Source organism: Propylenella binzhouense, from assembly GCF_009866965.1.
In the GTDB taxonomy this organism is placed as follows: domain Bacteria; phylum Pseudomonadota; class Alphaproteobacteria; order Rhizobiales; family Afifellaceae; genus Propylenella; species Propylenella binzhouense.
In genome coordinates this window covers 1-13,037 of the sequence record NZ_SPKJ01000103.1, presented here as the reverse complement: position 1 = coordinate 13,037, position 13,037 = coordinate 1, and the positions used below count along the sequence as shown (strand labels likewise).

The 13,037-nt window shown below is 68.8% G+C and carries 12 protein-coding genes, 2 pseudogenes and 1 riboswitch; of the genes and pseudogenes, 6 read left to right on the top strand and 8 right to left on the bottom strand.

Features of this window, described 5'->3' with window-relative positions; genetic code table 11:
* Together E4O86_RS19595 and E4O86_RS19590 are read right to left on the bottom strand one after the other, a co-directional pair.
* The coding region (locus E4O86_RS19595; protein ID WP_161142242.1) for a ThuA domain-containing protein at positions 1 to 744 on the bottom strand (744 nt) is incomplete at its 3' end.
* Positions 745 to 782: 38 nt separating this feature from the next.
* A complete protein-coding gene (locus tag E4O86_RS19590) occupies positions 783 to 1,961 on the bottom strand; it encodes an aminotransferase (protein ID WP_161142241.1) in 1,179 nt (392 codons plus the stop codon).
* Between the two features lie 382 nt (positions 1,962 to 2,343).
* Here E4O86_RS19590 and E4O86_RS19585 point away from each other — a divergent pair.
* Positions 2,344 to 2,609 (top strand): annotated as a pseudogene (locus E4O86_RS19585) (IS481 family transposase); the annotation flags it as partial.
* Between the two features lie 169 nt (positions 2,610 to 2,778).
* A complete protein-coding gene (locus E4O86_RS19580) occupies positions 2,779 to 3,546 on the top strand; it encodes a hypothetical protein (protein WP_161142240.1) in 768 nt (255 codons plus the stop codon).
* 242 nt (positions 3,547 to 3,788) lie between these two features.
* Here the strand turns inward: E4O86_RS19580 and E4O86_RS19575 are convergent, their stop codons facing one another.
* From E4O86_RS19575 to E4O86_RS19565, 3 genes are all read right to left on the bottom strand, one after another.
* Complete coding sequence (locus E4O86_RS19575) at positions 3,789 to 4,535, bottom strand: methyltransferase domain-containing protein (RefSeq protein WP_161142239.1); 747 nt, start codon at positions 4,533 to 4,535, stop codon at positions 3,789 to 3,791.
* A gap of 132 nt (positions 4,536 to 4,667) precedes the next feature.
* A complete protein-coding gene (locus E4O86_RS19570; RefSeq protein ID WP_161142238.1) occupies positions 4,668 to 5,417 on the bottom strand; it encodes an SDR family oxidoreductase in 750 nt (249 codons plus the stop codon).
* Positions 5,418 to 5,509: 92 nt separating this feature from the next.
* Positions 5,510 to 5,881 carry a hypothetical protein gene (locus E4O86_RS19565; RefSeq protein ID WP_161142237.1) on the bottom strand — a complete coding sequence of 124 codons (372 nt, stop codon included), beginning with the start codon at positions 5,879 to 5,881 and terminating at the stop codon, positions 5,510 to 5,512.
* On the opposite strand from E4O86_RS19565, the gene E4O86_RS19560 reads away from it, so the two are divergent.
* Positions 5,880 to 6,902: an RluA family pseudouridine synthase gene (locus E4O86_RS19560; protein WP_161142236.1), complete on the top strand. Its 1,023-nt coding sequence runs from the start codon at positions 5,880 to 5,882 to the stop codon at positions 6,900 to 6,902. The genes E4O86_RS19565 and E4O86_RS19560 overlap by 2 nt on opposite strands.
* Positions 6,903 to 7,000: 98 nt before the next feature.
* Entirely contained in the window at positions 7,001 to 7,918 is a 918-nt protein-coding gene (gene rpoH / locus E4O86_RS19555; RefSeq protein WP_161142235.1) for an RNA polymerase sigma factor RpoH, read from the top strand.
* A 60-nt stretch (positions 7,919 to 7,978) separates the two neighbouring features.
* Here rpoH and E4O86_RS19550 read toward each other — a convergent pair whose 3' ends face one another.
* Positions 7,979 to 9,319 (bottom strand): erythromycin esterase family protein, encoded by a 1,341-nt coding sequence (locus E4O86_RS19550; RefSeq protein WP_161142234.1) that lies wholly within the window; start codon positions 9,317 to 9,319, stop codon positions 7,979 to 7,981.
* Positions 9,320 to 9,524: 205 nt separating this feature from the next.
* Positions 9,525 to 10,451 (bottom strand): DMT family transporter, encoded by a 927-nt coding sequence (locus tag E4O86_RS19545; protein ID WP_343039195.1) that lies wholly within the window; start codon positions 10,449 to 10,451, stop codon positions 9,525 to 9,527.
* A 95-nt stretch (positions 10,452 to 10,546) separates the two neighbouring features.
* Positions 10,547 to 10,653: riboswitch (TPP riboswitch) on the top strand.
* Positions 10,654 to 10,671: 18 nt separating this feature from the next.
* Between E4O86_RS19545 and E4O86_RS19540 the strand changes: the two genes are divergently transcribed.
* Positions 10,672 to 11,442 (top strand): ABC transporter permease, encoded by a 771-nt coding sequence (locus E4O86_RS19540; RefSeq protein WP_343039194.1) that lies wholly within the window; start codon positions 10,672 to 10,674, stop codon positions 11,440 to 11,442.
* Positions 11,443 to 11,456: 14 nt separating this feature from the next.
* Complete coding sequence (locus E4O86_RS19535) at positions 11,457 to 12,392, top strand: ABC transporter substrate-binding protein (protein WP_161142231.1); 936 nt, start codon at positions 11,457 to 11,459, stop codon at positions 12,390 to 12,392.
* Positions 12,393 to 12,413: 21 nt separating this feature from the next.
* On the opposite strand, the pseudogene E4O86_RS19530 reads toward E4O86_RS19535, so the two are convergent.
* Positions 12,414 to 13,037 (bottom strand): annotated as a pseudogene (locus E4O86_RS19530) (hypothetical protein); the annotation flags it as partial.

Sequence of the window (13,037 nt, the reverse complement as noted above, 5' to 3'; positions counted from 1 at the left end):
CGCCGTCCGCAGCGGCTCCGGCGCGGCTTCGGCCGGCACGCGCCGCGCCGCGGCGACGCCGGCCCAGGGCGGCGCCGGATTGTACGCCCAGCGGACGGCATTCCGCAGCACCTGCCGGACCTCCGGCTGGTGATAGATCGGATAGGTCTCGTGCCCGGGGCTGAAATAGAAGATCCGGCCGCCGCCGCGCCGGAACGTCAGGCCGGAGCGGAACACCTCGCCGCCTTCGAACCAGGAGATGAAGACCGTCTCGTCCGGCGCCGGCACCGCGAAGGGCTCGCCATACATCTCGGAGGCCGGGATCTCGATCGACCGGCCGAGCCCGGCGGCGATCGGATGGGCCGGGTCGACCACCCAGAGCCGCTCGCGCTCGCCCGCCACGCGCCAGCGCAGCGCGCAGGGCGTGCCCATGAGCCGCTTGAAGGGCTTCGAGAAATGGGCGGAATGGAGGATGATCAGCCCCATCCCCTCCCAGACCCGGCCGAGCACGCGCTCCACGGCCGCATCGGCGACCTCGCCATGCGCCCTGTGGCCCCACCAGAGAAGGACGTCGGTCTCGGCGAGCCGCGCCTCGGACAGGCCGTGCTCGGGATCCTGCAGGATTGCGGTGCCGACCGCCAGCGCGCCGTCTTCGCGCAGGGCGGACGCGATCGTCTCGTGCATGCCGTCCGGATAGAGCGCGGCGACCGCCGGGTCGGTCCGCTCTTGAACGTTCTCGCCCCAGACGAGTGTACGGATCGCCATCAGCGTCCCCGCGGCCCGGTCCACCCGGCCTGAACCGCTCAGGCGGCGGAGCGTTCCGCCGTGCCGATCCAGCGCGCGAGGCGTTCCACCGCCTCGTCGAGCACGGCGTCCTGCTTGGCGAAGCAGAAGCGAAGGAACGAGCGCGGCGCATCGGAGCCGTAGAAGGCCGAAACGGGGATCGCGGTCACGCCCGCTTCCGCCGTCATCCGGCGCGCGAGCGCGGCGTCGTCGCCCTCGAAGCCGAGCCGCGCGCAATCGACGGTCAGGAAATAGGTGCCCTGGCAGGCGATGACCTCGAGCCCGATGCCGCGGCACGCCTCGGCGAGCCGGTCGCGCTTCGCCTCGAGCCCGCTTGCGAGCGCCCCGAAATAGGCGGCGTCCTTCCGCAGCCCGTAGGCGACCGCCTTCTGGAGGTCGGGCGGGGTCGTGAAGGTGGTGAACTGGTGCGCCTTGGCGATCGGATCGAGGAGGTCGGGTGCCGCGGTGACGTAGCCGACCTTCCAGCCCGTGAGCGAGAAGCTCTTGCCGGCCGAGCCGATCGCGACGGTGCGCTCGCGCATGCCGGGGAGCGCGAGCATCGAGCGGTGGCGGGCCCCGTCGAAGACGATGTGCTCGTAGACCTCGTCGGCGATCACATAGGCGTCGTGCTCGATCGCGAGCCGCGCGAGGAGCGCGAGCTCGTCCTCGCGATAGACCTTCGCCGCCGGATTGTGCGGGTTGTTGAGGAGCACCGCCTTGGTCCGGTCGGAGAAGGCCGCCCGCAGCGCCGCCTCGTCGAGTGCCCAGTCGGGCGGGGTGATGCGCACGAGGCGCGGCACGCCGCCGGCGCGGCGGACGAGCGGGAGGTAGCAATCATAGAGCGGCTCGATCAGCACCACCTCGTCGCCGGGCTCCACGAGCGCGTCGATCGCATCGGAGAGCGCCTCGGTGGCGCCGGAGGTGACGAGCACCTCGCGCGACCAGTCGACTTCGAGGCCCTGGAAGCGCTGCCAGCTCTCCGCCACCGCCTGCCTGAGATCGGGCAGGCCGAGCATGGGCGGGTACTGGTTCGGGCCGGCGAGCAGCGCCTCGGCCGCGACGCGCCGGACGTCCTCCGGGCCGTCGGTATCGGGAAAGCCCTGGCCGAGATTGACGGCGCCATGCGCCATGGCGAGCCGGCTCATCTCCTCGAAGATCGTGGTCGGCAGGCCGGTATAGATGCTGTTCGTCGGCTTCATGGCGCTGTTCTGCTCGTTCCCGTCGTCCGGATCGCTGTCGGCAAAGGTGCGGCCGGTTCGCCTCCGGAGATTAGCACGCCCCAGGCGCATTTGGCTCGCTTGGGCGCAATCCGATATACCATCCTGCCTTTCCGCGCCCCTCGTCGCCGGCCCGAACGAGGAGCGTAGGGGAAGCGGCTGCTGCCCATGCCCGGATGTGCCATCCTCTCCTGACCGGAGACCATGGGCTGTCATTTTAAGCTTCTTTCCGAGCTATTTTCGCAGTTAGGAGGAGGCACTCATGAGGAGGTTCGTCGGCGCCACCGGAGCAAGAGGATCACCGTCGCATGACGGCGAGCGAGCTGGCCCGGTAGCGGCTGGCCGTTCTGGATCTGGCATCGGAACTCGGGAGCAGGTCGCATTGCTGGAGAAGCTCAACCCGGCCTTCCGCGAGCGCCATGTCGAGAGCCAGGCGCCGGGCGAACTGCTGCGCGCCCACACCTTCCTCGTTGGCTCGCCGAAGGGCATCGGCAAGGTCTAACTACATGCCATGGTCGACACCTACGGTTCCTACGCCTTCGGCTTGCCTCACATGTCTCAAAGCAGCCCGAAACAGCCGTGTCGGTGTTGCACAACGACGTGCTTCCGTTCTACCGCAAACACGACCTGCTTCGCCGAACGCTTCAACGGCACGGTCCTCGACGCCTTTTTCCAAGTGTAGTCGCCCGAGACGCCCTACGCCCTGCAGTTGGACCTCAACAAGTGGCTAATAGAGGTTGCAAACGGACCCAGGATGGGTTGAATAGCTTCAGGCAAGCCATTCACAATCGGGGGCTACTTGGCAAGCGCAGAGTCCTTCTTCAGGGACATCAAACGTGATCCCGGTCGGTACTATATCATCCACTACTCGTCGGAGACGCTGTTTGATCCGGATGCGGAGAAAGCCCCTTCTCCTCGCATAACCTCCATCGTTGTTCGGCACTACCAGTCAGGGCAGACGCTCTCGTTCGCGACCCACACGGCGGCTGAGACGCTGGGCATTGCACTCGACCAAATCGAAGCCCGGTTCGACGAGGTCGAGAAGGAGATGCTTACCCAATTCTATAAGTTCGTGCGGGATCGCCGCGAGCGCCTCTGGGTGCACTGGAACATGCGCGCCATCACCTTTGGATTTGAGCACCTGGAGCATCGCTATCGCGTTCTGACCCACGACGAGCCACCCAGCATCCCAGTAGAAGTTCGACTGAATCTGAACGATATTCTCAAGGCCCGCTATGGGCAGGACTACGCGCCCGACCCCAGAATGTCTTCGTTAATGAACCTGAATGGCGGCTTAGTTCAGGGCTTCATGGCAGGCAAGGATGAGTCCGAGGCCTTCAAGGCAAAGGACTACATTCGCATGCACGCATCTACGATCGCGAAGGTTACCTTCTTCGCCCACGTGATCTCACTTGCCCTCAAGGGGAAATTGAAGACGGCGGGCAACGGCATCGTGAATCTGATCGATCGCTTGCTCGAGTCGAGAAAAGCTCGGGTCACTGTGACGGCGTGCACCGCGCTTGGAGGTGCCGTGGCGCTCGTCCAGGGCTGGAAGTGGATCTTTTAAAACATTACTGACTGGTTGTTCCATTCGGTGGAATCTTGATGGTATCGAACCGTGTCTGAATTTCAAAATCCAACCGTGCCCCGGTCGTGCAACTGCATGACAGTAAGTTGTCCCCTCAGGCTTCCTGACTGACGAAAGAGTCGATCGTCTCGATTGGCGGGGCCCTGGTCTCAGTAGCCGGGCCGGCGCACAATCTATTCCGCGGCACGGCCATTCACAATCCGCCGAGGCCGGCGGCCTCGTCACCGGGCGATCAGCGCGAACACGCCCCAGCCCAGATATTCGCGCGTATAGGCGGCGTAGCGTGCGGGTTCCGAGGTCAGCCGGGCCCGGACTTCCTTCGCGAAATCGTCGCCGGGATTGGCATCAAGCCACCGGCGCATGGTGAGCCACTTGGCTGCCTCGTACCTGTCCCAGCCGTCCTGGTCCGCCAGCACCATTTCCACGATGTCGTAGCCGAGATCGCCGAAGGCGGCGAGAAGCTCCGGGAGCAGAAGAAAGTCGGAGATCGACGCGGCGAGGCATCCTTTGGCAACGTCCTCCGTCGGCGGCAACCGAAGCCAGTACGGCTCGCCGACCAGGATGATCCCTCCCGTGCGGAGGCTCTCGGCCAGAAGCGCGATCGTGCCGGCGACTCCCCCGCCGATCCAGGTGGCACCGAGACAGGCTGCGACGCCGACCTTTTCGTCGGCCACGTAGCCGGCGGCGTCGCCATGGACGAACGCGACCCGATCGGCGACCCCGAGCTCTTCGGCGCGCAGCCGCGCCTGCGCGGTGAAGAGCGGGCTCAAGTCGATGCCGGTGCCGCCGATCCCGTGATCGCGTGCCCAGGTGCACAGCATCTCGCCCGAACCGCTGCCGAGGTCGAGCACGCGGGTCCCCGGTTCCAGGCGCAGGGCGGCGCCGAGAGTGGCGAGCTTTTCCGGCGTGAACGGGTTGTGGATGCGGTGCGCGCTTTCCGTGATGTTGAAGATCCGGGGAATGTCCACTTGGGAAGCGCCTTTCGGATGTCTGGATTCGCCGCGTCGCCGATCATACGCCGCCTGCGCCTTGCGTCGGACCCCGCGGCTCCGCCCAGGGCCCTGCCGCGGGCTAGCGCCCGGCTTCCGTCCTGCGGCGGGCTAGCGCCCGCCGGCGAGCTCCACGAAGCTGCCCGAGACGTAGGACGAAGCGTCGCCGAGGAGCCAGACGATCGCTTCGGCGACCTCTTCCGGCCGCCCTGCCCGCCCGAGCGGGGTCCCCGCGCCGAGCACCTGGGCGCGATCGGGCCGGCCGCCCGAGGCGTGAATCCCGGTCTCGATCAGGGCCGGACGGACGGCGTTGACGCGGACGCCCTCGGGGCCGAGCTCCTTGGCGAGGCCGAGCGTGAGCGCGTCCGCCGCCCCCTTCGCGCCGGCATAATCGACATATTCGAACGGCGCGCCCGTGCGCGCGGCGGCCGAGGAGACGATGACGATCGACCCGCCCTTGCCGCCGCGGCCTTGCGCAAGCCGGCGCGCCGCCTCGCGCGCGCAGAGATAGGTGCCGAGGACGTTGACGTCGAAGATCCGGCGCATCCGCTCCGCGCTCATCTCCACGAGCGGAGCGGCCGGCGCCACGATGCCGGCATTGACGACGGCGCCGTCGAGCGGGCCGAGCGCGGCCGCGACGGTCTCGAAGAGCTCGAGCACCTCCTCCTCGCGCGCGATATCCGCCTTGACGGGGAGCGCGCGCCCGCCGGCGCGCTCGATTTCCGCGGCGACGGTTTCGGCCGCCGCCTCGTCGCGGGCATAATTGACGCCGACGGCCCAGCCGAGCGAGCCCGCCTGCAGGGCGGTGGCGCGGCCGATGCCCCGGCTCGCGCCGGTGACGAGAATGGTCTTCCTGTTCATTGGCGATCCTCCCGGGCAGAGGCTGCACCGGCGCCCGCCGCGCGGCAACCGCGCGCGGAGATGGATGCCATGCGCCCCGCGCAGGCCGCCGGCTATTGCGCAGCGATCGCGCGCCGCAGGAGGACCCGTCCGCTTTCCAGATCGACGAGAAGGAGCGCGGTTCCGCCCGGCTCGCGCACATGGAGAAGCGCCCTTCCGCCGTCAAGCGCGACATCGAGCACCTCGGTCGCCGGCGGCAGCCGGATCGGCCCGCCCTCCGCCGCGACGGCCGGCACCGCGGGGGCCTCCTCCCCGCCGCCGGCGCCCACCTTGTAGACAATCGCGCTGAAGACCGCGATAAGCCCGAGCAGCATCACGCCGAGCGATCCGAGGAGAAGCCAGGCAAGCTTCTGGCGGACGCGCTCCACGGCCGGATCGAGCGGCGGCTCCTCCTCGTCGAGATCGGCAGGATTGTTGGGAGCCATGGCGCAGTCCGGGACAGATTTGGAAGACGTGGAAGAGCTGCTCTTCGAGGTCGCGCCGGCGGAGGCGGGCGAGCGGCTGGACGCATTCCTCGCGCACCGGGCCGGCGAAGTCTCGCGGAGCCGGTTGAAGGCCCTCGTGAAAGGGGGAAGCGTCGCGATCGGCGGGCGGACCGTAATCGACCCGAACTACCGGGTCAATTCCGGCGAGACGGTGGGACTGCGGATGCCGGAACCGGAGGACGCGGATCCGACGCCCGAGCCCATCCCCCTTGAAATCCTTTACGAGGATAACGATCTCGTCGTTATCGACAAGCCTGCGGGGCTCGTGGTCCATCCCGGGCCCGGCAACTGGTCGGGCACGCTCGTCAACGCTCTCCTTCACCATTGCGGGTCTTCGCTCTCCGGCATCGGCGGCGTGCGCAGACCCGGCATCGTGCACCGCCTCGACAAGGACACGTCGGGCCTCCTGGTGGTGGCGAAGAACGACGCGACGCACCGCGCGCTTGCCGAGCAGTTCGCCGATCACGGCCGGGAGGGTCCGCTCGAACGGGAATATCTCGCCCTCGTCTGGGGCGTCCCGGCGCGGCGGACGGGCACCATAGAGACCGCGCTCGACCGTGATCCGCGCAACCGCCAGAAGCAGGCGGTGGTGAGGAGCGGCGGCCGCCGGGCGATCACGCATTACGCCGTCGAGGAGGTCTTCGGCGGCGGCGTGGCGAGCCTCGTCCGCTGCGCGCTCGAGACCGGGCGGACGCACCAGATCCGCGTGCACCTGGCGCATATCGGCCATCCGCTGGTGGGGGACCTCGTCTACGGATCGGGCTTCCTCACCAAGGCCGAAAGCCTGCCCGGAGGGATCGCATCGGCGGTCAAAGCGTTCCGGAGGCAGGCGCTTCATGCCGCCCGGCTCGCCTTCCGGCATCCGACGACCGGGGCAGAGCTCGAATTCGAGAGCCCGCCACCCGCCGACATGGCGGCGCTTCTCGATCAGTTCCGCGGCATGACCATTACGCAATCGTAAGTCGGCTGTGAGCTCGAAAGGCTCTATAGGATGGAGTCGCGTGCGGCCGCGTGGCGGCCGGCACGTGCGGGGAAACCCGCGACAGGCAGGGATCGATCATGGCCAAGGGCAGTATTCCGGTTTTCCGTTCCGGCGAAGGGGGGCTTTCGCGGTATCTGGACGAGATCCGCAAGTTCCCGATGCTGGAACCGCAGGAAGAGTACATGCTGGCGAAGCGCTATGCCGAGCACGGCGACCGCGACGCCGCGCAGAAGCTCGTCACGAGCCATCTGCGGCTCGTCGCCAAGATCGCCATGGGCTACCGCGGCTACGGCCTGCCGATCGGCGAAGTGATCTCCGAAGGCAATGTCGGCCTGATGCAGGCGGTGAAGCGCTTCGACCCGGACCGCGGCTTCAGGCTGGCGACCTACGCGATGTGGTGGATCCGCGCCGCGATCCAGGAATACATCCTGCGCTCGTGGAGCCTGGTGAAGATGGGGACGACGGCGAACCAGAAGCGCCTCTTCTTCAATCTCCGCAAGGCGAAGAGCCAGATCCAGGCGCTCGACGAGGGCGATCTCCACCCCGACCAGGTGCGGCAGATCGCCGAAAAGCTGAACGTCAGCGAGGAGGAGGTGGTCTCGATGAACCGCCGGCTCTCAGGCGACGCCTCGCTCAACGCCCCGATCCGCGCGAGCGAGGGCGAAAGCGGGGGCGAGTGGCAGGACTGGCTCGCCGACGAATCCGAGAGCCAGGAGGCACGGCTCATCGCGGATGACGAGCTCGACCAGCGCCGGGCCATGCTGAAGGACGCCCTCAACGTCCTCGACAACCGCGAGCGCCGCATCTTCGAGGCGCGGCGGCTCTCCGAAGACCCGCTGACGCTCGAGCAGCTTTCCGACGAGTTCGACGTCAGCCGCGAACGCGTGCGCCAGCTCGAGGTGCGCGCCTTCGACAAGGTGCAGAAGGCGATGGTGAAGGCGACGAAGGAGCGCGACCGCAACAACCGCGCGGCCCTGCTCCCCTCGCCCGCCTGAGGCCGTCCCGCCGAGGCCGGCTTTCGCCGGCCTGCGCGGGCCGCGCGCCCGGCTTCTCCCTCAGAGTCCGAACGGATAGGTTTCCGGCACGCCCTGCGGCCGGCCGGCGGAAAGCGGCGTGACCGCGCGCGTCTCCTCGAACCAGACGAAGGCGTCGAACTGCTCCGGCAGCACGGCGTCGAAATAATGGCTCGTCCGCTCCGTGTCGGGCCGGTAGACGACGCCGATGGCGCGCTCCAGGCGCGGCTCGGCGAGTGCGTCGCGCAGGCGTTGCCTGGCGGGCGCCCGCCAGTCCGTCAAAGCGCGCGCCAGGCCCGCCTGGCGGAACACGCGCTCGTAGCTGTCCGCGCGCGCCGGCCGCACCTGCATCACCTCCATCGGCTCGCCCCAGTCGGAGGCGGCGGCGACCGTGCCGCGATCCGTCCCGAAGCCGATCAGGGCCGCCTCCTCGCCGAAGGCGGTCCGGCAGAGCTCGCCGATGTTGAACTCGCCCTGCCAGCCCATCGCGGTGGCGGCGGCATTGCCGATATGCGAGTTGTGCGCCCACACGACCGCCTTCGCGCCCGGGCCGCGCCGTTCGAGGAGCCGCTTCAGCGTCTCGAACATGTGGCGGTCGCGCAGATTCCAGGATTCGGTCGAGCCGCGATACATGATCCGGTAGTACTGCTCGGCGGCGCGGACGATGCGGGCGTTCTGCACGGCGTCGAACAAGCCCTCGCCGGTGCCGGCCGCGTCGTCGAGCCGGCGCGCGAGCAGGTCCTCGAGCTGGCTGGCGATGGCGTCCTCGCACGGGTCCTTGCGGCCGTAGAGCACGTCCCGCCCGTAATGGGCAGGCTCCTCCTGCCAAGGCGTAAGGCAGCCGTAGCGGTTCCGCGCGCGCTGCGCCGCCTCCGGATCCACCTCCTCGAGATAGCGGATCACCGAGGCGATCGAGCTTCCCATGCTGTAGACGTCGAGGCCGCGGAACTCGACCCTCTCGTCATGCGGGATCGCCTGGTTGTGGATGCGGAGCCAGTCGAGGAACTCGAGCACTTCGCGGTTCCGCCACATCCAGGTCGGGAAGCGCTGGAAGGCCTCCTCGGCCTCGGCCCTCGGCGACAGGTCGCGGACGTAGCGGTCGATCCGCGCCGCGTCGGGCCAGTCGGCCTCGACCGCGACAATGTCGAAGCCGTGGTGCAGGATCAGCCGCCGGGTGATGGCCGCGCGCGCCCGGTAGAATTCCGAGGTTCCGTGCGTCGCCTCCCCGAGGAGGACCACGCGCGCCGCGCCGAATCCGTCGAACCGCTCGCCGAAGGCTTCGGCGCGTTCGGGCGCCGGCAGGCTGTGGCACGATTCGCGCACGGCGCGCGCCGCGGCCTCGACGCCGAGCCCGCTCCGCTCCTCGGTGAAGACGTTCGACATCGTCCGGATTCTCCCGCTCCTCGGCGCCTGAAGGGGCCAGGCCGCCGCCGGCCGGAGGCCGGCGCTCCGGTCATTCCTGCCGGGGACGTCCGGGCCCGCGGCACCGATGGCGGTGCTCCCCTGATCGCCGACAGCGACTCAATCCGGCGCCGGGCCGCGGGTTCCCGCTGCCCGGCATTCGCTTCCGCCCGGGCCGGCGCGCGCGTCAGGCCCCCGGTTCGCGGATGCGCGCCCGCGGCCGGCGCGTGGCGATGAAGACGCCGGACAGGATGAGGGCAGCGCCGACGGCATGGAAGAGCGCGGGCTGCTCGCCGAGGAGCACGATCGCGAGGCCGGTTCCGAAGAGCGGCACGAGGTGAAAGAACGGACCCGCCCGGTTGGGTCCGACCAGCTCCACGCCCCTGTTGAAGCAGAGATAGGCGGCGACCGAGGGAAAGATGATCACGTAGAGGAGGCCGGACGCCGCCTCCGCATTGAGATGGATGGCGCCGGGCCGGAACGCGAGTTCCAGGGCGAAGAGCGGGAGCAGCAGGAAGGCGCCGATCCCCATGGTGAGGGTCGCGAAGGTGAGCGGCCCGACCCCGGGGCGGCGGCGCAGCAGGGCCGAGTAGAGCGAGTAGACCGACATCGCGACGATGACGGCGATGTCGCCGATATTGACCGAGAAGTCCGCGGCGCGCGCGGGATCTCCCTCCACCACGATGACGAAGACGCCGAAGAGGGACGTCAGGATGCCGCCCACCTGCCCGAGCGTCAGCCGGTCGCGGTAGAGGAGGAAGCTCCAGAGCCCGATGAGGAGCGGCGCGGTCGATTGCATGAGGCTGGCATTGATCGCCGTCGTGTAGTGCAGCCCCCAATAGAGCAGCGTGTTGAAGACGCTGATCCCAGCGAAGGAGAGGAAGGCGAGGAACGCCAGGTGGCGGCGGACGACGCGCCAGTCCCGGCGGATCTGGCCGATCGCGAGCGGCAGCAGGATGAGGAAGGCCGCCACCCAGCGGAACTGCGCGAGCGCGACCGGCGGCATCGAACCCGCGATCCAGCGGCCGACCACGGCATTGCCCGCCCAGAAGAGCGAGGAAAGCGACAGGAGCAGATAGGGCTGCCGGCCGAGCCAGCCGAAGAGAGGGGTCACGGCCTGCCGAAAGCATGAGCAGAAGCCTGTGTAAAGAAGCATCAGCGCAGGTCCGCCATGCCGCTTGCCGGCCGGCGCGAAAACCACTAGTTGCCATTCCATCCGAGGGGTGCGCGGCCCGGCCGCGCTGAGATGGCGGCATGCCGAACCCTTTGAACCTGATCCGGGTCATGCCGGCGAAGGGACGGAGACCGCGTCCTCTTCGCCTTCCATGGAGGTGGTGGACGTGGCATCGGGCGCCGATGCGGGGCTTCGAATTGCGGCCGTGGCCAGCCTGGCGGCCGCGTGGGAGATCGCGGTCCGCCTGCTCCGGGTCCCGCATTTCATCCTGCCTGCTCCGAGCGAGATTGCCGGCGCCTTCGCGGCCGAGCCGGGCTTCTTCCTGCGGCAGTCGCTGATCACCGGCGGGGAGATGCTCGTCGGGATGGCGCTCGGCGTCGGGCTCGGCATCGCCTGCGCGCTGCTGCTCGCGCTCTCCCCCAGGCTCGAACGGGTCGTCGGGCCGATGCTCGTCGTCAGCCAGGCCCTGCCCGTCTTCGCCATCGCGCCGCTTCTCGTGATCTGGTTCGGATTCGGCCTTTCCTCGAAGGTCGCGATGGCGGCGCTCATCATCTTCTTCCCCGTCGCGACCACCTTCGCGGACGGGCTTCGTCGGGCCGACCCGAACCTCCTCGACCTCGCCCGCATGAACGGCGCCGGCCGGGTCGCCACGCTCTGGAAGATCCGCGTGCCGTCCGCCCTGCCCGCCCTCGGCTCCGGCCTCAGGATCGCCGCCGCCGTCGCGCCGATCGGCGCAGTGGTCGGCGAATGGGTGGGATCGTCCTCCGGGCTCGGCTTCATCATGCTCCAATCGAATGCGCGGATGCAGACCGACCGCGTCTTCGTCGCCCTCTTCATCCTGGCCGGCATGGCCGTGCTGCTTCGCCTCGGCGTCGACCTGCTCGTGCGCAGACGGCTCGCCTGGGTGCCCGGGGAAGGTTCAACCCGCTGACGAAAGGGAAAGACATGAGGAGACTAGCCGGCGCGATCCTGTTCGGGCTCGCGACAATCCAGGGGGCGGAGGCGGCCGACAGGCTGACGCTCGTTCTCGACTGGTTCGTCAATCCGGACCACGCGCCCATCGTCGTCGCAGCGGAGAAGGGCTACTTCGCCGAGGAGAATCTCGAGGTCGAGATCGTCCCGCCGGCCGATCCGAGCGCGCCTCCCCGCCTCGTCGCCGCGGGTCAGGCGGACGTGGCGATCACCTACCAGCCGAACCTCTACCTCCAGGTCGAGGAGGGCCTGCCGCTCGTCCGCTTCGGCACGCTTGTCGCAACGCCCCTCAACGCGCTCGTCGCGCTGGAGGACGGGCCGGTGAAGTCGCTCGCCGACCTCAAGGGCAAGTCGGTCGGCTATTCCGTCGCTGGCTTCGAGGAGGTGCTGCTGGAGGCGATGCTGAAGGATGCGGGGCTCGCCAAGGACGACGTCACGCTCGTCAACGTGAACTTCGCGCTCTCCCCCGCCCTCATCGCACACAAGGTCGACGCCGTGATCGGGGCCTACCGGAACTTCGAGCTTACCCAGCTCGAGATCGAGGGCCATCCGGGCCGCGCCTTCTATCCCGAAGAGGCCGGCGTCCCGCCCTTCGACGAGCTGATCTTCGTCGCCCGGAAGGAGAGCGTGGGCGACGACCGCCTGACCCGCTTCATGACCGCGATCGAGAAGGCGGCGCTCTACATCGCCAACCATCCCGACGACGGCCTGAAGCTGTTCCTGAAGGCCCATCCGGACCTCGACGACGCGCTCAACCGCCGCGCCTACGCCGATACGCTGCCGCGCTTCTCGCGCAGCCCCGCGGCGCTCGACCGGCTCCGCTACAAGCGGTTCGCGGCCTTCCTCGCCGAGCACGGCCTCATCAAGAAGGCGCTGCCGGTCGACGATTACGCCGTCGCGCTCGAATAAAGGAGACTGCCGGGACGGTGGTCAGGTCTTGTCCCAGGCCTGCATCACCGTCTCGAAGATGCGGTCGCCGGCGATCCCCTTCTCGAAGGTGAGGAGGGCGCGCTTGCCGTTCGTGAAGAGGAGCGGCATGTCGAACCAGGAGCCCTCCCGAAGCAGCGTCACGTTCCGCTTCACCTGGTCCTCCTCGTCGGAGAGCGCGATCCAGAACAGGGTGTCGGTGACCGGCACGGCCGCGCCGGCGAGCGGCTGGCCGCGCGCCTGCTCGTTCGGCTTCAGGACGAGCGCCGGCACCCGCTCGAGCGCCACGTCGGAAAGCTGCCCCTCGAAGGCGATCTCCACCATGTGGCTCGCCGGAAGACCCTGATCCGTGTTCCGGGAGATGGTGAGCGTGACGGTCGCATTCTTGTCCGGCACCCGGATGACCGCGCGCACCGCGGGCAGGCCGTCCGGCCGGCTCACCTGCTCCCACGTCGCCTGCGCATCCGAGGCCTGACCCGAGGCGTCGCCGTCGCCCTGCTCGTAGAAGATGGCGCGCTGGCCGACGATGCTCGGCGCCGGCGCGGGCGTCGCGGGCGTCGCCTCCTCGGGCGCGGCCGGAGCCGGCGCCCCGTCCGGACCGGCGGCTTCCTCTTCCGCGGCGGGCGG

Coding starts and splice junctions, on each gene's coding strand:
- E4O86_RS19535 (WP_161142231.1), top strand. CDS start 11,457: ATGAGGAGACTAGCCGGCGCGATCCTGTTCGGGCTCGCGACAATCCAG.
- E4O86_RS19570 (WP_161142238.1), bottom strand. CDS start 5,417: ATGAACAGGAAGACCATTCTCGTCACCGGCGCGAGCCGGGGCATCGGC.
- rpoH (WP_161142235.1), top strand. CDS start 7,001: ATGGCCAAGGGCAGTATTCCGGTTTTCCGTTCCGGCGAAGGGGGGCTT.
- E4O86_RS19560 (WP_161142236.1), top strand. CDS start 5,880: ATGGCGCAGTCCGGGACAGATTTGGAAGACGTGGAAGAGCTGCTCTTC.
- E4O86_RS19550 (WP_161142234.1), bottom strand. CDS start 9,319: ATGTCGAACGTCTTCACCGAGGAGCGGAGCGGGCTCGGCGTCGAGGCC.
- E4O86_RS19565 (WP_161142237.1), bottom strand. CDS start 5,881: ATGGCTCCCAACAATCCTGCCGATCTCGACGAGGAGGAGCCGCCGCTC.
- E4O86_RS19590 (WP_161142241.1), bottom strand. CDS start 1,961: ATGAAGCCGACGAACAGCATCTATACCGGCCTGCCGACCACGATCTTC.